This window comes from Alitiscatomonas sp. (assembly GCF_037242085.1).
Taxonomy (GTDB): Bacteria; Bacillota; Clostridia; order Lachnospirales; family Lachnospiraceae; genus Alitiscatomonas; species Alitiscatomonas aceti.
This window is the reverse complement of sequence record NZ_JAXXBR010000068.1, coordinates 1-16,575: the sequence shown is the minus strand read 5'-3', so window position 1 is coordinate 16,575 and position 16,575 is coordinate 1. Positions and strand designations below refer to the sequence as shown.

19 protein-coding genes and 1 tRNA gene are annotated in these 16,575 nt (G+C 55.4%); all 20 read right to left on the bottom strand.

The window, feature by feature from the left end:
* Positions 1 to 101 precede the first annotated feature (101 nt).
* Positions 102 to 1,589, bottom strand: coding sequence for a phage minor capsid protein (locus tag WIH05_RS05900; RefSeq protein WP_022274338.1), 1,488 nt, complete (start codon positions 1,587 to 1,589; stop codon positions 102 to 104).
* Complete coding sequence (locus tag WIH05_RS05895; protein ID WP_022274337.1) at positions 1,555 to 3,015, bottom strand: DUF1073 domain-containing protein; 1,461 nt, start codon at positions 3,013 to 3,015, stop codon at positions 1,555 to 1,557. Before WIH05_RS05895 ends, WIH05_RS05900 begins: the two co-directional genes overlap by 35 nt.
* Before the next feature lie 10 nt (positions 3,016 to 3,025).
* Positions 3,026 to 4,330 carry a PBSX family phage terminase large subunit gene (locus WIH05_RS05890; protein ID WP_022274336.1) on the bottom strand — a complete coding sequence of 435 codons (1,305 nt, stop codon included), beginning with the start codon at positions 4,328 to 4,330 and terminating at the stop codon, positions 3,026 to 3,028.
* The gene (gene terS, locus WIH05_RS05885) at positions 4,305 to 5,123 is read right to left on the bottom strand and encodes a phage terminase small subunit (protein WP_022274335.1); all 819 of its coding nucleotides are present in this window, start codon (positions 5,121 to 5,123) and stop codon (positions 4,305 to 4,307) included. Before terS ends, WIH05_RS05890 begins: the two co-directional genes overlap by 26 nt.
* 67 nt (positions 5,124 to 5,190) lie before the next feature.
* Complete coding sequence (locus WIH05_RS05880; protein WP_022274334.1) at positions 5,191 to 5,934, bottom strand: hypothetical protein; 744 nt, start codon at positions 5,932 to 5,934, stop codon at positions 5,191 to 5,193.
* A 120-nt stretch (positions 5,935 to 6,054) separates the two neighbouring features.
* A tRNA-Met gene (locus WIH05_RS05875) sits at positions 6,055 to 6,128 on the bottom strand.
* 265 nt (positions 6,129 to 6,393) lie between these two features.
* Entirely contained in the window at positions 6,394 to 6,810 is a 417-nt protein-coding gene (locus WIH05_RS05870) for a hypothetical protein (RefSeq protein WP_337425111.1), read from the bottom strand.
* A 41-nt stretch (positions 6,811 to 6,851) separates the two neighbouring features.
* Positions 6,852 to 7,298, bottom strand: a complete 447-nt coding sequence (locus WIH05_RS05865) for a hypothetical protein (protein ID WP_337425110.1) — start codon at positions 7,296 to 7,298, stop codon at positions 6,852 to 6,854.
* A complete protein-coding gene (locus WIH05_RS05860; RefSeq protein ID WP_337425109.1) occupies positions 7,298 to 7,474 on the bottom strand; it encodes a hypothetical protein in 177 nt (58 codons plus the stop codon). Before WIH05_RS05860 ends, WIH05_RS05865 begins: the two co-directional genes overlap by 1 nt.
* Complete coding sequence (locus tag WIH05_RS05855) at positions 7,471 to 7,815, bottom strand: dATP/dGTP diphosphohydrolase domain-containing protein (protein ID WP_337425108.1); 345 nt, start codon at positions 7,813 to 7,815, stop codon at positions 7,471 to 7,473. The genes WIH05_RS05860 and WIH05_RS05855 overlap by 4 nt, the downstream gene beginning before the upstream one ends.
* Complete coding sequence (locus WIH05_RS05850) at positions 7,812 to 8,228, bottom strand: hypothetical protein (protein WP_022274329.1); 417 nt, start codon at positions 8,226 to 8,228, stop codon at positions 7,812 to 7,814. The genes WIH05_RS05855 and WIH05_RS05850 overlap by 4 nt, the downstream gene beginning before the upstream one ends.
* A 15-nt stretch (positions 8,229 to 8,243) precedes the next feature.
* Positions 8,244 to 8,492 carry a hypothetical protein gene (locus tag WIH05_RS05845; protein ID WP_022274328.1) on the bottom strand — a complete coding sequence of 83 codons (249 nt, stop codon included), beginning with the start codon at positions 8,490 to 8,492 and terminating at the stop codon, positions 8,244 to 8,246.
* Entirely contained in the window at positions 8,482 to 9,867 is a 1,386-nt protein-coding gene (locus tag WIH05_RS05840; protein WP_337425107.1) for a DEAD/DEAH box helicase, read from the bottom strand. Before WIH05_RS05840 ends, WIH05_RS05845 begins: the two co-directional genes overlap by 11 nt.
* Positions 9,857 to 10,060 (bottom strand): hypothetical protein, encoded by a 204-nt coding sequence (locus tag WIH05_RS05835; protein ID WP_022274326.1) that lies wholly within the window; start codon positions 10,058 to 10,060, stop codon positions 9,857 to 9,859. The genes WIH05_RS05840 and WIH05_RS05835 overlap by 11 nt, the downstream gene beginning before the upstream one ends.
* A 12-nt stretch (positions 10,061 to 10,072) precedes the next feature.
* Positions 10,073 to 10,390: a VRR-NUC domain-containing protein gene (locus tag WIH05_RS05830; protein ID WP_022274325.1), complete on the bottom strand. Its 318-nt coding sequence runs from the start codon at positions 10,388 to 10,390 to the stop codon at positions 10,073 to 10,075.
* A complete protein-coding gene (locus WIH05_RS05825; protein WP_022274324.1) occupies positions 10,371 to 10,661 on the bottom strand; it encodes a hypothetical protein in 291 nt (96 codons plus the stop codon). The genes WIH05_RS05830 and WIH05_RS05825 overlap by 20 nt, the downstream gene beginning before the upstream one ends.
* Before the next feature lie 252 nt (positions 10,662 to 10,913).
* Complete coding sequence (locus WIH05_RS05820) at positions 10,914 to 13,325, bottom strand: virulence-associated E family protein (protein WP_337425106.1); 2,412 nt, start codon at positions 13,323 to 13,325, stop codon at positions 10,914 to 10,916.
* A 12-nt stretch (positions 13,326 to 13,337) separates the two neighbouring features.
* A complete protein-coding gene (locus WIH05_RS05815) occupies positions 13,338 to 15,320 on the bottom strand; it encodes a DNA polymerase (RefSeq protein ID WP_337425105.1) in 1,983 nt (660 codons plus the stop codon).
* 43 nt (positions 15,321 to 15,363) lie between these two features.
* The gene (locus WIH05_RS05810; RefSeq protein WP_337425104.1) at positions 15,364 to 15,999 is read right to left on the bottom strand and encodes a DUF2815 family protein; all 636 of its coding nucleotides are present in this window, start codon (positions 15,997 to 15,999) and stop codon (positions 15,364 to 15,366) included.
* A gap of 1 nt (position 16,000) precedes the next feature.
* Positions 16,001 to 16,575 (bottom strand): DUF2800 domain-containing protein (locus WIH05_RS05805; RefSeq protein WP_337425103.1); only part of this gene is annotated, 575 nt, incomplete at its 5' end.

The window sequence follows — 16,575 nt, the reverse complement described above, 5'->3', positions numbered from 1 at the left end:
CTTTAACAGCGCGACTTAACGCCATCAAAGACTCATAACACAAATCACTGTCAATGACCCTGCCAAAAACGGGACAATGATGGTCTGACTCATAATCCAAATCATATGCCATATTTCTTCAACACCTCCAAAATCTGTCCTGTTTCTTCGTCAAAGTCTGCCCGCTTCCACGCAGTTTTATAAATCCAATCTTCGTTCACCTTTGTAATGACTGCGATTCCCGAATTCCCATAAAATACCAGGCGTTTTCCTCCCCATTGAACAAACATTGCTTTCGCTTTAGTCATATAAGAGCGAACATCGTCATCTGTCATATTACGCCCCAGCATCCGGTTCATAATATGATATGGATCTTTCTTTCCCTCGGGTAATATAAATGCCTGTACAAGAACAGATGGTAAAAGAACACCTTTCTTAATCCCCAGTCTCTTTAATTCTTCCCCGGCATCATAAAATTTCCTGTTACTTGTCGGATATTGATCTAAATATCGCTTCAAGCCCTTTAAATACTCCCACTTCCCACTCCCATTATACTTCATCTCCCGGAACTTTGCAAAATCTTTTGGCACTTCTCTTCCCAGAACCGCCCTGTATTCCTTATGCTGCTTCATATCTGCCAGCAGCTTCCTCCTGTTCCGCTCCTTCTCCCGGTAGGCCGCGATCTGCTTCTTACTCCGAGGGTCTTTTGTGACCGGATTCTTCTCCGGATCCGAAAAATCCCGGTCCCTCCGGATCTGTTTTTCGGTCTTTCCGACCGTAGTGTACTTCGTCAGCATATGGAGGCAGTTTGGGTGGATATTCAGCCAGGTGTTTGCCAGGTTGTCCCCTCCCGCCGGATCCACCTTCCCGAAGGCCATCGATAACGGCGGATAATCCGGATTTGTTCCGCTTTTGGAATAGACCCGGCCTTCCAGAGGCGCGCATACCGGACACGTGCTGCCAATCTTTATAATCTGCCAGAGATCGTGATTATCGGCCGTCAAAAGCGCGGCCACCTCCGCCTGTCGGGCCGTGGTGCGCACCGCCATATTTCCGTATGCACGGAGGCTCCACCGGCGGCCGGACTTATCCACGAATGCCGTGATCCCGTCCTGTTCCATCTTTTTTACCAGGTCCCTGCTGCTTCTGATCCATGGACTGCCCGCCGCCTCCTGGCGCAGGACCTGTTCCAGGGTAAGCCTCCGGAACGGATCATTTTCCAGTCTGGCGATGGTAAACACCGCCTCCACGCTTTTCCGGGCCGTTCCCGCCATTTCCATGATCTCACCCAGCAGATTATTGGATAGCTGCTGTACAACGTCCGTCTGGGCCGCTGTGAGCGTCCTGGCATTGGCATAACCGGCTGCATCCTTGTCTGAATGGTAAAAAATAGTCTCAATCATTTCCGGAATATACTCCCAGGATTCGTCCACCATGTCCTGAAGGATTTTCTGGACCCGTTCCAGGGCCGCTGCCTCCGCATAATCCACATATCCGGCAGACCGCTTTCTCTTGATCTCCCGGATCAGTTCCTGCTCCGTCTTAAGGAACAGCCGCCGCAGATAGGCGGTCACATCAGTTTCCTTCGCCGGCCGGATCTTCTTCGTCATCTTCTAATCCCCCGCCCCCTTCTTCCGGGTTTCCCGGAAACTCCAGGCCGGATATCGGGTCCCGCAGCCGGCTGTCCGAATAAAACACACCTCTTCCGGCTTCGATCGCTTCATCGGAGATCTTGCTGTACAGACCGGTTTCATCTGACAGCTGCTTCAGCTCCTGCATGGCCGTCGCCGCATCGATGAGGTCATTCTGATAAACCGCGAGGACCGCATTGCTCTTCCGCTCCGTGATCTCCGCCACTTCCCTGGCATCTGGTGTCTGCATCGGTGGGAAATCAATCTCCATATCGTCCGGAATCGTCCCCCATGCTGATAATGCCATGACCGGAAGCAGCCGTTCAATGATCCCACGAAGTTCCGTCTCCCTTAGTCCGTCAATATAGTCATAATAATTCTTCAGATCGGATTCTCCTGTTGCATTCATCCCTGCGGGAGATCGTCCAAAAAGCTTCGTCACCGGCGTCCGTGCCGCCCCGGCCACATCCATCATGACCCGGTCATAGACATCCGGAAGGCCTGTAAAGGTATACTGCGTGTTGTGGATCGCATCCCCCTTATTGATCATCCTTGTCCCGAAATTACTTTCCATTACCGACTGGGCCGCCATGGTGTTCCAGAAGCGGCGCTGCATTTCCGTATTGGCCGTCCCCAGAAGCTGGTCCAGCCCGTCCGTTTCCTGGTAATTGATGTTCGCTCGGAAAGTAAGGGCCGCGATGTTCCCGGCCACATTATCCCGCCTGGTAAGCTCTTCATAGACCGCTTCGATCTCCGATTCTCCCCAGTACTGCTCCGTCACCTGTTCCATCCAGGGGAGTTCCCGGCCGATAAAGCGGATCACCCGGCTGTGGTGTACGCGAGCCGCTGTCATTCCGGTCTCCTCATTGCGGATCATGTAAAATTCCGGGAGACCGAAATCCGGATCCTCCGGATCGGATACCAGATCTGTTTCCGGATAAATGCCATTCCACCGGTCCAGGATATGAAGCCCCAGGAAGCTTCCAGGCATGACCGCATCCAGTTCCAGCGGGCGGCTCATATCGTTGTGTCCTTTGATCAGGATCACTCCTGCGGCTCCGCCATAAAGCCTCCCCCAGTACATCCCCAGGAGCAGTTTCTTCCGGATCTGCGTCCGCCTCTCCAGACGGGTCATCTGCTTTAAGTACTCCGGATCAGCCCCGGTCCTCAGATCATACCTTTTCCGCATCATATCATTGGGGATCGTGGCGATAATGTTCTGGATGATCCAGTTTTCCCGGTACAGGCTGGTCAGAAGCTGGTAATTCTGCGTCATCCGGGTCATGGGGTACTCGGTCGCCTGCAGAAGGTCCAGCGTCCCGAACCCGATCCTTGCCGCTGGATTGGAAAAGGCGTCCATCGTCACGACAGGCGCCTCTGTTCCCGTATTCTGTTTCTGTGCCATATATTCCCTCCTATGCGCCGATCCGCCATTTCGGCAGGACCGTATAGCAGTAATACCTCAATGCATCCGGCCCATGGTCTTTCTGCTTGACCGGCTTTTCCTCTCCCCGTTCTGCCGCCTTATCATCCCAGACATAGGACCGCATCTCCCCGATCAGTCCTTTGCAGTTGTCCCTGTTGATCCGGATTCCACGCCTTCCAAGCAGGGAGCCGACCACACGGATCCCATCCACCACCTCGTTATTGGCGGGTTTTACGTATACGCCGCGGCTGCGGAGCTCTGCGATGAAGGAAGCCGCTGAAGGATCAACCACAACCATGCACTGGCTTTCTGGGTCTGTTCCCATAAAATCCTCCATGTCATCCGCATACTGCGAATCCGTTTTCTGCGGGTTCCCGCTGCGTCTCGCGTCCTCTGAGCGGCTGTCCCAGCGGTATTCCCGGTCCACCCACAGAGTCTCCCCATCGTCCCATATTTCGAGGAACACGCATGGGTTTGTAGTTCCGTAATCTACTGTGATCGTTTTCACAGCCGTACTTTTTAATGCCACTGGCCGGTCTGCATCTGCATACATGTTCTGGTCCGAAAACATGGTGTAGATCAGCCCCTCTGCCACCGCCCACAGGCCTTTGATATACCGGAGATAAAACACACCAGCATACATTTCCCTGTACTTTTCCTTTACCCGTTCAGAAAGGCTCAGATTGTCGTCCATAGTGAAATGCAGGTATAGGAGCTTTTTCTTTTTTCTCTTATCGATCCATTCCTGCTTGAACCAGTGCATCGGCCCCGCCGGATTACAGTTGAACCACCAGGCAGCTCCCTCGACAGAACAGCGGCCTGTGGCCTGATTCACAAAGGATTCCGGCATCAACGCCACCTCATCAAAAAAAGCCCCAGCGGCCGTAATTCCCTGCACCAGATCCTGGGAGCCTTCGTCCTTACCGCCAAAGACATAAAAGAAATTTGTCCTGCCCTTCCTGGATACTTCCAGCATGTTGGGGAGGTCCCCGGAAATGTGGTATGTCCAACGGTATCCCCGGCTTGTCAGCATCATCTTAAGGTTCTGGAGAACATTCCGTTTAAAGGAACTGATGGTTTTTCCGGCCATGATGAAATTCTGCCCATCATATCTTTCCATGGCCCACATCACAAAGGACAAGGACATGCTGACCGTCTTCCCGGACCGGATCGCCCCATCTGCAATGATGCCGGCTGCATCCTTTACAGGGCTGCTGTCTGCCCACCAGGTAAAAATCTGTCGCTGTTTTTTTGAAAACCGCTGGAATTTAAATATCGGCCGTCGCTTCTTCATCGTTCTCCACCTTCTTTTCCATTGTCCAATCCTCCGCTGCTCCGCTAAGCGCGGCCAGGAAGCCGTCATCCTCGGGCTCCTCCTCATCGTCCAGGCCACCAGCCTTTCTCGCCGCCAGGTCAAGCCGCATCAGCTCGATCTCCAGGCGGGCGTCATCCACGCCGTATCGGTGCAGGGAGTCGATGGCTGCCTGCTTTCGGGCCTGTACACGGGTCAGCGCATCCTCTATGTTCTGGATCTGACCCAGCTTGCCCCGGTACTCCGTGAGATCTGTCTCCTTGTCCTTTTCAAGGCCCTTTTTATGCCCGACCGCAGTCATGCCGGTTTCATCCCCCGACACCGCCCCGGAGTCATCCATGGACATCCGGAGCAGATCGATCCGCTTAAGCATCCGGTGCTCCCTTACAGTCAGCAGCCGGATCTCCTGGAGGAGCAGCTGCTCTTTATCCGGCGGGACAGCTGCAGCCAGCTGCCGCTCTTCCGGTTCCAGGCAATCAAAAAGGAGAGTCTCAAACTCCCCTGTGGTAACTGCGTTTTTATTCCCCTCCGGTGCCCCGTATCCCATGGCATTCTGGTTTCCCGGCTGGCCGCCTTTTTTACGTTTGGAGCGTTCCGTATTCTTTCGGAGCGTTCCGTTCAGTTTCTGTTCCCAACGGTCTTTTGACTTCCAGCCGCGAACGGTACCGGGGGAAATATTTAGTTGACTTGCAATCTCAACTAAGTCGATTTTCCCGTCCGCTCCCTTGTATATCTCATAGGCTTTATCCCGGTTGGGATCCCTGGCTCTCGGCAAGACCACCACCTCTCAATCGTTTGTTTTCTGGATACAGGAAAAGTGCCCGTCTCCAGGTACTCTCCCCTCACTGCTTATTCTGTTCTTCTCCGTTACGGTCCATGAAAAATTCCAGGAAAGACCGCCCGTACTCTGAAAGGTGGTAGCTGTCACTCCCCCAGAGCCTGTCATATTTCAGCTTGGCATTCTTCTTCCCTTTCTGGACATCCTGGAGATATTCCGCCATATGCTTTACATTGTCATCCATCTTCTTCTCATTCTGGCTGTTTAAAAGCCCCAGACGAAGAAGCTTTTCGTGGATCATCCGCCTCTGCCCTGGAACCAGCTGTTCCAGAAAAGCACGGTTGTTTTCATCCCTCGCATGCCTCGGACTGTGGCTTTTCAGAACAGCAAGATCCATTAAACTCATCTGATCCAATGTATCATAGAACATGATCAAAGAATCCGCATTCAGTTCTTCCATTTCTGTGATCCTAACATACCCATTCACAATAAAATGGATCTTCTCCTGCTGTTTCACATCCAGCACATAATCTGTTACAAGGCCAAAATAATGCCCCGTGATCTTCTGGAGCTTATCTGGATCAAGCCGGTTGAGACGCTCGTTCAGCTCCTCCTGGCGGTCCACGATCTGGGATACATAGTCCTCCAGATTCTTCTCTGTTCTCTTCTGCTTATATGCCAAAATCAAATTACCAACTCCCGGTACCATTGCTCCCGCCGTTCCATCAAGCACGATTTCGGATACAATTTCCATCACCGGTCCAACAGCGGGTTCTGCAAGTTCTTTTAATCGGTCAATAGTATTCACAATTTCTCTCCCCTTATCGTTTTCTTTTATTATACACCTGAATACGTGCAAAGAAAAGACACCCTCTTACGAGGATGCCTTCGTATGCCTGGAATATCCTAGGGGAGAGCCCCGGGCCAGTCGCGGGAGATGGATTTGAACCATCGACCTCCGGGTTATGGGCCCGGCGAGCTTCCTGGCTGCTCTATCCCGCAAAGTTCTCCAGGCGGTACGATGGCCGCCCAGGATATACTGTATAGGAGGTTGTGATAACATCGGAACACCAGGGCTCGAACCTGCGGCTCGGTTTTACGGCTCACGCTTCCTCCCGTCCGGGAAGATGTTCCGTCAATGCCCGCCTGGGATGGACGGGCTCACGGGGATAAGTACTTGGATGAGGAAGATGGGGGCCGGCAGCTCTCCGCCTCCGGCTCCCAGTCTATAGACTACCACGTTTTTACCGAACATTGGCGAACATTTTTAAAATTTTTCAAAAAATCTTTTTGCCCGCATCCGGCAGCTGTCCGCAGTGTAAGAAATCCTCTTTTTCGGAAATGCCCGATTCATCTGCCTGGCCACCTGCTCCCAGGTAAGCCCGTCGATGTAATACAGCCGGAACATGATCCGGATCTCTGCCTTCGGGATCGACTCTATGTACTCCTCAGCCTTACAGGTCAGCTCCAGGAGCTCTGCCTCCTTCTCTTCCAGCATCTCCCTGTACCGTTCCCGGATCTTTTCCTTCCGCTGGTACTCCGGTACAGGGACCCCCGTAATCTTGATCGGACCGATGGTCCCGTCCTTCCGGGTTCCCCGAACCGTATCCGAAACGATTGGCGGATCCGATAAAAACCGGTCCAGCTTCCGGATCCTCTCCCTTAAATCCCTAATCTCCTCCATAACCTCGCTGTATTGGACTAAGACACTCTGGTCCAACGGCCTCACCTCACTTCAAATCTCACACCGTATTTCTCATATACTTCCTCGCCGATCGCCCGGATGTCCGCATCATCGTTTTCAAACGTCCGGTTGACCTCTTTCACCACAGCCTCGGAAAACTGTAAAAGCCGAGACCTCCGGTCATTCTCGTCCTCAATCGGTTTCCAATGGAATTTTTCACAGAGAACCTTGGCCGGAACTGCCAGAAGAAGGCACAGGACCTTTAGGATCTGCTCCTCGTCTGTTTCTCCGGTCAGTGCTGCCTCGCGTGCGGCCCACTCCTTCTGGATCCGCTCGTCGATCTCTCTGGATATACTGGCCTTGAGCTCCTCCTTCCGCTCCAGGACCGCCTGCTTCCGGATCTCATTGATCTGGGTCTGGGTCAACGTGTAGACCGGCTCCTTCCTGGCCCCTGCCTTTTCCAGGCGCCTCCTCTCCGCTCTCGTCATCACCACCGCCGTCCTTTCTCATCCACAATCGTCACCTTACCCAGGATCCGGAGATGGAAGATCGTGCACATCGACTTAATCTTCCGCCGGAACATGACCACGTTCTCCGGCGGCCGGTCAGCCTCCCGGATCGCTCTGCCTGCGGTCGGATCCGGGTATCCCTCTTTATTTTTCATCGCTCTTCCTCCTCTCTCCACGGCACGTCCATCAGATCCGGTCGTTCCACCGACTGGTTCAGCGCCCACATAAGATTCCACGCGGCCGCCCTCAGATGGGGCTCATCCGCATCCCCCCGCATATACTTGACCAGGTGCCGCATAGCCGAGTCGCAGAGGCTGTGCTGCGGGATCCCCTTGTCCACGTTGTGCTCGCCATATTTGGCGGCACCCTCTTCGCAGTGCTTTGACAACTCGATCAGCGCCGACAGAGGGAGGAGATCCATCCTCCCCTTGCCCGCATGCATGTCCCGGACAGCTCCGGTCCCAAATTTTGTACGGTCTCCGCTGTCTTTAATCATTTCGCTTCCTCCCCTACTTGCTTGAGATGGTTATGTACGCTTCCTACGCTGATCCGCATCTCATCCGCGATCTTCGCATAGCTCCATCCGGCCTCCCGCAGGGCCTTCATCTTCCCGATGTCCACATCCAGCTTCCCTTTTTGCGGTCTGGCCTGTTTCAATTCCTTCGTGAGATCCGACAGGGACTTTTCTGCTGGCGGCTCTGGCTCCTCTCCGGAAACCGCCGGAAGGATCTCCTTCTCCAGGGCCGGTTCCTGCCGGAAGAACATCACTCCCTCAAGCATGTGCTGGAGGGTGTCTGGGGCCAGGTTCTCCCAGCCGTCTTCCTGGCCGATCGGGGCCAGGACCTTGATCTCCATCCCCTTCGCCGCCAGTTCCAGGGCTTTTGCCATATCAATCTGTTTCACAAACATATTTCTTCCCTCCTGTTACCACCGCATCAGTTTTTTCTGTTTCGTTTTTGGCAGACGCCTGAAATCGTCCGCCGGCATTACGATCACCCCGTTCCGGAACCGGATCGTAATAAACTCCGTCGCCGGCGGCAGGTATCCCTTGTCCCCCGGTCTATAGCCTTCCCGGTACTCCCTGCGTCCGGTCACCGGGTCCCGCACAAGAACCCGGTTATGGATCTCCCTCTGGCGGTTGATCTCCTCCTGCATCTGTTTCTCAATGTCCATCCCGTATCCTCCTGATCCTTGCCTTAAGGCTCTCCATCACCCAGTTCTGCACATCGTCTTTTCTCCTCAGGGCGGCCATGACATCCTCATCCCGGGTCCCTGTACTGACCAGGTGGTGGATGATCACCTTGTTCACCTGCCCCTGCCGGTGCAGACGTTTGTTGGCCTGGGTATACAGCTCGTAATTCCAGGTAAGGCCGAACCAGATCACGTGGTTCCCTCCCTGCTGGAGGTTAAGCCCGTATGCGCTGCTGGCCGGATGGGTCAGCAGGATGTCGATCCGGCCGGCATTCCAGTCGTCCTCATCCTGTGTGGTCTTAAGCTCCCGGATCCCGAGTCCCGACTTTGCCAGGGCCTTCAGGATCCGCTCACGGTCATGCTGGTAATTATAAAATACCAGGACGGGCTTCCCCTGAAGGGATTCGACCAGTTCCAGGAATGCCTCGATCTTGCAGTCATGCACCTCATGTACCTGGCGGTCCTCATCATAAACCGCACCATTGGCCAGCTGGAGAAGCTTGTTGCTTAAGGCCGCTGCGCTGGTCACGCTGATCAGCTCGTCATCCTCCGGAAGTTCCAGGATCATCTTCCGCTCCAGATCCTGGTATGCCTTCCAGGACTTTTTATCCAGCTCCACCGGGATCTCGTGGTAGGTCAGATCCGGAAGTTCCAGATAGTCCTCCGCCTTCATGCTGATGCAGATATCAGAGATCTTTGCCAGGATGCTCTCTTCGGTCCCGGGCTTGGCCTCGTAGCTGTATACCATGCCGTCTGCCCCGCGCTTGTCCGGCTGGAAGTACCGCTCGCGGAACTGGCTGTACCGTTTTCCCAGCCGTTCCCCGCCGTCCAGCAGATAGACCTGGCTCCACAGGTCCGCCAGGCCGTTGGGGGACGGGGTCCCGGTCAGCTCCACCATCCGGCTGATCCGGCTGCTAATCCCCGCCAGGGCCTTGAACCGTTTGGCCGAATGGCTTTTGAAGCTGCTGCTCTCATCGATCACCACCATGTCAAACGGCCATGCGTTGCGGTAATAATCCACCAGCCAGCAGACATTTTCCCGGTTGATGACGTACAGGTCTGCCGGTGTGTTCAGAGCCCGGATCCGCTTTGCCTGGCTCCCCAGCACCGGGGATACCCGCAGCATCTTCGTGTGGTCCCACTTGGCGGCCTCCTTTGTCCAGGTCCCTTCAGCTACCTTCTTTGGCGCGATCACCAGTACCTTACAGACCTGGAAGCGGTTATACTTAAGTTCCTTGACTGCGGTCAGCGTAGTGACTGTCTTGCCGAGGCCCATATCCAGAAAAAGCCCAAGCTTTTTGGTTTCCAGAATTTTATTAATACAATACCGCTGGTAGGAATGCGGTCTAAATTCCATTGTCTTCCCCTTTCGGCAATCTCCGGATCTCGAACCGGTATTTTCTGGCGTTATCTCCTATCCGCTGAAATAATCTTGCATCCGCCAACATTGGCGTGTCCTCACATATTCCGAACTGAAATTTTTTTCTGACTGTATTCCAAACTCCGTATTTTTCTCCATCTCTTCCGTGCATCCATTCCGTGTGTTTCATATTGTGCCTCCCTTACAGTCCATATCTGCAATCCAGCGCTTTGCTGGTTTCTTCATAGCCCTCGTCCTGGAAGAACTGGCTGATGCCGTCAATCCCGTAAGTCACATATACCTTCTGCCCCAGCTCCCCCAGCCGTCTGATCTGGACCGCCTGGAGGGCGCTCAGTTTCCCGGTATCGGTTTTCAGCTCCACAAACACCGGGGTCTTTCCCGGAAAGATCACGATCCGGTCCGGCACGCCGTCATTCCCCGGGCTTACCCACTTATAGGCCCGGCCGCCCAGTTTCCTTACTTCCGCCACCAGGATCTTCTCAATGTCCTTTTCTCTCATCCAGACTCCTCCAGAATTCCCCGCTCAGTCTTTCCCACATACTTCCCGGATCCTGCTCATTCTCCCAGATCCACCAGTACTCTCCGTCTATTTTATCCGACTGGATCCGCAGCTCCTTTCGTGCCTGGGCGATGTCATTTCTGCGGACCCCTTTTCCACGGAGGGCCTCCTTTACGCCCCGGTGTCCCTCGGCTGACGGGATCCGAACTCCCCTGTCAGTGAAAATTTTTGCCAGTACCAGTTCAATGTCCTGTTTTAGTCCCCAGCCCATTCTGCCTCCTTCCCATACATCCTACGCGTCACGTGTTATAGAGACCCCTATTTATATACCCTATATAGCGTTATGTATTATATATTTATTTATTATTTTTACCTCTATATAGAAGTTTGTAGTTATTGTAGTTATATATTGATATTTCCTTTATTTCTGAGGATTTCACACGGCTACTAACCAGTGCTACATCGTGTAGTCGGTTGTTTTTGACTACTACCGCGGCTACACCAGAACTACGAATATTTTTGACTATGTTTTCGCCCTGCAGAACCCTCTCTGCTGCCCGTAGACGCCGAATCTGCGCGGCGTTTTGATCCTCTCCCAGCCCTTAAGCCCGATCAGGATATTGTTGATCTCCATGCTGTCTGTCCGCTTCATATGCTTCGGTTCTCCGCCAAAGCACTCCACCCAGATCTCCACTGCACAGACCTTTTCCCGGGGCACCAGCTCTGTCCCGTCTGCCAGCTTCAGGTTCCCGTTCCAGAACATCTGTCTCTGCTGTCTGGACAGGGAATCCCAGTCTGACGGGATCTCCCGGTCCAGGAAATCCAGGATCAGCCCCTCCTTCCCGGAGGATTCCCGGTGCCGGTCCTGCTGGTCCTTTGCCATCTCCTCGATCTCCTTCGGAAGATACAGGGGCTCCCCCATGGCCCAGTAAAGGTATGCCTCCGCCCAGATCTGGTCCACCTCTGACGGCAGCTGGTTCCAGACCGACTTTTTTGCCGGATGCACGCCCACATCCACTGGCCAGAACCGCCGGTTCCCGGTGACGTCCTTTAAAAATTCCCCGTCATTGCTGGTCCCGAAGAACACGCATCTCCTGGGATATTTGTCTGTTCTCCGGCCGTATGCCGCCCGGTAGATATCATCGGTCTTGCTTAAAAACTGCTTGATGACCTGGGTCTCCTGCTTCGTAAATGCGCTCAGCTCCCCGATCTCATTGATCCAGGTCCCCTGGATCAGCTCGGCAGCCTCCTTGCCCTCAAAGGTCGTTAAGCTGTCGCTGAACCAGTCTTTTCCCAGGATGTGTAAAAAGGTACTCTTGCCGATCCCCTGGGGCCCGGTAAAGATCGGCATGTAATCGTATTTGATCCCCCCGGCCACGGCTCTCCCGACAGCGGCACACAGGGACTTACGCATCACAGCCCTCGTATAGGCCGTATCCTCGGCTCCCAGGTATTCGGACAGCAGGGTATCCAGACGCTTCGTGCCGTCCCATTTAAGCCCCTGCAGGTACTGTTTCACATCGTTGATCCGGTTCTGGGCACTGACGATCATCAGCGCGTTGTCCAGCTTGTCCCGCCCTGTAAGGCCGTAGAACACCTCCACATAGCGGTAGAATCCGGCATCGTCCACGTCCTTCCAGCGCCGTTTTTCCTCCCTCTGGTCCCACGGCATCCGGCCCAGGACCATGCCGCAGTTCGCAAACTCGTCGGTCACGATCCGCCCCTTGAGGAGTGGATCGTTCTCCAGTACGATCACGGCATTGTTGATGGTCTTCTCGTATTTCCCGGTCCCGTCTTTCGTAAGCTGTGACAGCCACGAAAGGTCATAGTCCTGGTGGCTTTCTGATGCCGCTTCCGGGCTCTGGAAGGCCTTCTGCGCCCGTTCCAGATTCTCCTTTGACATAAGATCCGATACCTGTCTGTCCTCCAGCGCCAGGCGGCTCATGGCCACGAAGGATGGCAGCTTGCTGACCGGCGTCCCATCTTTGGCATCCCCGTCCAGGTCCCCGTATTTATGGAGCCGGACCAGGTCGAATGCGTTGACCAGAAGGCCGCTGCATGGATCCGTGGCATGGTGTGAGTAGAGGAACCGGTCCCCGTCATACACGATGGCGCCGCCGGCTGTGGAGCCGCCGGTATAGGTGTACCGGCCCGGGATATCCGTCTCCTCATACATCCCCGGTATAAAGCGTTCCATGGCCTGTGTGACGCTGTATGTGCGGCAGAACGCGCCGATCACCCCACGCTTGGCTGTGGGGTCCTCCTGCCTGGCCAGGCGTCTTCTGGCGGCGGAATCCTCTCCCGGCACCTGCGGCCACTGGCTTATGTCCTTCCAGTCCCCGTAGGCGGCCAGGATCCCGTCCAGGCTGCAGAAAGCCCCGTCGAAGACTGCATGCACGTACTGGCTGTCTGCACAGCAGCTCGGCCAGTACATCAGCCTGGAAGCCTCGAAGGTGGTAGGGTCACAGAATCCGATCCCGATCAGGAAGGCTAACTTCCGCGCCGCCGGCTCGTATTCATCCGCGGTGGCCGTCCGGTCAAGGGGGATGATCACCCGCAGTCTCGGGGCGTATCCCGCATGCTTTCTGGTGCTGTATACGGCTGCGGCGCACCCGAGCCCGCCGACACGTTTAAGGATGTCGTCCGTCTGCCCTGCGGCAATGTTATCCAGGTCCAGGGTGACCAGGTCGCGCCCTTCCACGCAGGACGCTTTTCTCCGGTCCCCGGTAAAGGTCCCGCCGACAAATCCGCCGACGTCCTTTAACTCGTCCTGCCTGGATTTCGGGAGGGCCAGGTACTGGTCCAGGGTCTCCATTCCCCGTACCGGGGTCTTAAGTTTATCTGTAAAATCGGACCACAGGATCTCACTTTTCGGCCAGCGCGTGGCCTTTCGGTTTCCCGCAGTGCTGATCTGCAGCATCCGGTTGTGTTCCATCCTGTTCCCTCCTTAATCTTTCATGTAGTAGCTGCTTTCAAATCCGGCCCCTTTAAGGATCAGCCCCGGGGCCCAGGGGATCGGTTCGGCCATCAGGTCGCAGATCTCCTCCACCGTCGTTTCCATCGGTGCATCGATGATCACCTCATCATGCACATGGAATACGGTCTGGAGCCCCCGGTCGTAAATCCTCTCCAGCGTGACCGCCAGACAGTCCCTGGCGATCGCCTGCACGATATTCTCCGTCATCTTTCCTCCATAGGTGGAGGCCACTTCCCACTTTCTTGTCTGCTGGCCCACCGTGTAGTAGTGGAGGGCCTGCTTCCCGAACTGGTTTTCCTTAAGAAACGGTTTCGGGTAGTATAACTTCCGGCCGCTCGGAAGACGGACCGTGAGGAAGGACTGCCCATACAGGAGATCCCCCTCCAGAGTAAAGATCAGTCCCCGGATGGCCTGCGGCCGTGCGGTCTCCATGGCCGCAAGGGCGGCATTCTCCACCGCGTACCACAGATCCCGGATCCTGGGATTGGCCTGTCTCCACCGGGATACGATGTCCGGGAGCTCATCCTCTGTAAGCCCCATGTTCAGGGCCCCCATGGCGATCAGGGCGGAGGTGCCGCCCTGGTATCCCAGGGCCAGTGTGGCCACCTTCCCCTTCTGCCGGAGGGAGTATTCCGGGTTTCCTTTTGCGATCCGCTCCACCGGGACGCCAAACATCTGCGCCGCTGTCGCCTCGTAGATCTTTCCGTGTGTGGCAAATACCTCGTTGACCCACTGTTCGCCGGCCAGCCAGGCGATCACCCGGGCCTCGATGGCGGAAAAGTCCGATACCACGAATTTATTTCCCTCGGAAGGGATGAATGCGGTCCGGATCAGCTGGGAAAGCGTGTCCGGGACATTCCCGTACAGTAACTTCAGTCCGGCATAATTTTTATCCTTTACCAGATCCCTTGCATAGTCCAGGGTCTTCAGATAGTTCCGGGGGAGGTTCTGCATCTGCACCATCCGGCCGGCCCACCTGCCTGTCCGGTTGGCCCCGTAATACTGGGTAAGACCCCTCACGCGGTCCCCCTCGCCTTTTGCCGTATCCATGGCCACATACTTTTTGATGGAGGTCTTCCCGAGCTGCTGCCGGATCTCCAGCATCCGCCGCACATCCTCCGGATAGTCCTCCCTGTGGTCCAGGGCGTCCGCCACGGTCGCCTTCTGGATATCCTGGAACCGTTCTTTCCCGCACTGTGTGTTCAGCCACGGCACCAGCTGGGCCCCGCTGTTGGGATTTCCCAGGCCGGTGATCCGGACCGCCTCCTCTGTCAGCTCCTGCGTGCTGACTGCATCGATGTACAGGGCCCCTTTGATCAGTTCCGTGTCCACACGGACCCCGAACGCATTCATGAGGACATCCATCTGCCATTGCTTCTGCTCCGCCTCCGGCATCGGAAACTGCTCCAGACGGTTTAAGATCGCCCGTTCTGTCACAACATCCTGCCTGTTATATTCCTTGAAAAGCTCCCACTTCTCTTTTGCATGCCACGGCTGGTTCCAGGTACGGTTCCCGTTGGTCTTTGTTGGCCTGCAGGGGACACAGAAATACCGGATCAGCGCCTTTCCGGCAACCAGCTTCTGCTTGTCCTGGGGAAGGCCGATGGCTTTTCCGGTCGCGTCCAGTCCGGCCGTGTATCCGCAGTACAGACCATGGGCCATGGTACAGCGCCACTGCTCCAGCGGGGTCTGGTACCCGGCCCGGTTCAGGCAGTACCACTCAAATGCCGCGTTATACGCATGTTTCGTGACATCCGGATCAGCAAGCATCCGGACCGCATGTTCCGGGATCTCCTCCCCCTGGGCAAGATCGACGACCTCCACCGGATTCTCGTCTTCCTGGAAGGCAAACAGGAGGATGCGGAAATCGGGGGACTGGGCGTATTTATACAGCCCTGCCTTCCCGATGTCCACGCTGCTTCTTGTTTCGATATCGATGCTGAGATGTTTCATGGTTTCCTCCTGTCAGTATGGGGGATATCCCCATACTGTCCTCTTAATAAGGCATCCCTGTGATGGGATTGATCCCGCTGCCCTGGGATCCCCACGGTAACGGATTTGCATTCTGTGCGGGTGTTGTCTGCGGCTGCGGGACCCCGAAGGCCTGTGCCGCGGTCGGGGCGCTTCCTCCCAGGGGTTCTCCGTCACGCAGCTTCTGTACCGGTCCCAGGCCGCACCCGATCCCCTTTTTACCACCGAATGCATAAGGGAAGAAGGTAACGTTCACGCGGCCATAGATCCCGCTGTAAATCTCGGACTGGTTGATAATCGGATTCCCCATTTTATCCACGATCTCCGGGGGATAGTCCGCCTTGGCGTTGGCCGTGAATACCCAGTGTCCTTTGCACTCCGGGCCGAAAGCCATCCCATCGGAAGGCCGTACCCCGTCTCCGTCATATACCGGAGTCGGGACGAGCGGGGGACACACGCCTCCCCACTTGTCTGCGGTCCCTTTCCTCTTGGCCTCTTCGATGGCTGCCTGGATGCGGCCCATCGTATCCGTATCTGTCTTCGGCACGAGGATCGTGCAGCTGTATCTTTCCTCTGCTCCCTGCATGGCAGCATAGGGCTTAAACAGATGTACATAACTCAGTCTTACTTCTCCGGTTGTCACGTTTGTCAGTTCATTCATGTTATTTTTCCTCCTTGAACGCCTCTCCGGCGGTTATTTTATTTGTAATGGCCGGACGCTCGTCCGACTCTTCCACCAGTGCTGGTTTTCCCGGCTTCTTCACAACATAATCTCTGGCCAGAATCCCGAATTCTTTTTTCCCGATGACCTTTTCTGCCTGGGCAACGGACAGGGGTCTTCTCTCCCAGAGAAGTTCCGCCTCTACTCCTGCGGTCTCCAGTCCCCTGAAGGCTTTATCGAGATCCGTCCATTCCCTGGATCCGCGCCCTTCCACAGCCTTCCAACCGGGCACGTCTTTCCCTGCCAGGCACTGGGCCAGCGCACAGTCCTGGAGATCCGCAATCCATCTGGCCACGTCCTCTCCCTGTTTTAAAAACTTCCCCATCTCCTCGTTGCTGATCAACGGCGGTTTCTTCCCGACCGGGCCAAAGGCCAGCTCCACGTTCTTTTCTGCCCTGGCACGGCAGGTCGCTTTTGCGCGGCAGAACCGGCAGTTATCCTTTGACGGGCGGTAATCCCCTTCCCCCTCGATGGCGAGGGCCGCCCGCTGTTTCACCCGGCGCCCGAATGCCAGGA

What these genes read in the sequence shown, in the direction of transcription:
- WIH05_RS05900 (WP_022274338.1), bottom strand. Translation starts at nt 1,589, where the DNA reads ATGACGAAGAAGATCCGGCCGGCGAAGGAAACTGATGTGACCGCCTAT.
- WIH05_RS05895 (WP_022274337.1), bottom strand. Translation starts at nt 3,015, where the DNA reads ATGGCACAGAAACAGAATACGGGAACAGAGGCGCCTGTCGTGACGATG.
- WIH05_RS05890 (WP_022274336.1), bottom strand. Translation starts at nt 4,330, where the DNA reads ATGAAGAAGCGACGGCCGATATTTAAATTCCAGCGGTTTTCAAAAAAA.
- WIH05_RS05870 (WP_337425111.1), bottom strand. Translation starts at nt 6,810, where the DNA reads ATGGAGGAGATTAGGGATTTAAGGGAGAGGATCCGGAAGCTGGACCGG.
- WIH05_RS05865 (WP_337425110.1), bottom strand. Translation starts at nt 7,298, where the DNA reads ATGACGAGAGCGGAGAGGAGGCGCCTGGAAAAGGCAGGGGCCAGGAAG.
- WIH05_RS05860 (WP_337425109.1), bottom strand. Translation starts at nt 7,474, where the DNA reads ATGAAAAATAAAGAGGGATACCCGGATCCGACCGCAGGCAGAGCGATC.
- WIH05_RS05855 (WP_337425108.1), bottom strand. Translation starts at nt 7,815, where the DNA reads ATGATTAAAGACAGCGGAGACCGTACAAAATTTGGGACCGGAGCTGTC.
- WIH05_RS05850 (WP_022274329.1), bottom strand. Translation starts at nt 8,228, where the DNA reads ATGTTTGTGAAACAGATTGATATGGCAAAAGCCCTGGAACTGGCGGCG.
- WIH05_RS05845 (WP_022274328.1), bottom strand. Translation starts at nt 8,492, where the DNA reads ATGGACATTGAGAAACAGATGCAGGAGGAGATCAACCGCCAGAGGGAG.
- WIH05_RS05840 (WP_337425107.1), bottom strand. Translation starts at nt 9,867, where the DNA reads ATGGAATTTAGACCGCATTCCTACCAGCGGTATTGTATTAATAAAATT.
- WIH05_RS05835 (WP_022274326.1), bottom strand. Translation starts at nt 10,060, where the DNA reads ATGAAACACACGGAATGGATGCACGGAAGAGATGGAGAAAAATACGGA.
- WIH05_RS05830 (WP_022274325.1), bottom strand. Translation starts at nt 10,390, where the DNA reads ATGAGAGAAAAGGACATTGAGAAGATCCTGGTGGCGGAAGTAAGGAAA.
- WIH05_RS05825 (WP_022274324.1), bottom strand. Translation starts at nt 10,661, where the DNA reads ATGGGCTGGGGACTAAAACAGGACATTGAACTGGTACTGGCAAAAATT.
- WIH05_RS05820 (WP_337425106.1), bottom strand. Translation starts at nt 13,325, where the DNA reads ATGGAACACAACCGGATGCTGCAGATCAGCACTGCGGGAAACCGAAAG.
- WIH05_RS05815 (WP_337425105.1), bottom strand. Translation starts at nt 15,320, where the DNA reads ATGAAACATCTCAGCATCGATATCGAAACAAGAAGCAGCGTGGACATC.
- WIH05_RS05810 (WP_337425104.1), bottom strand. Translation starts at nt 15,999, where the DNA reads ATGAATGAACTGACAAACGTGACAACCGGAGAAGTAAGACTGAGTTAT.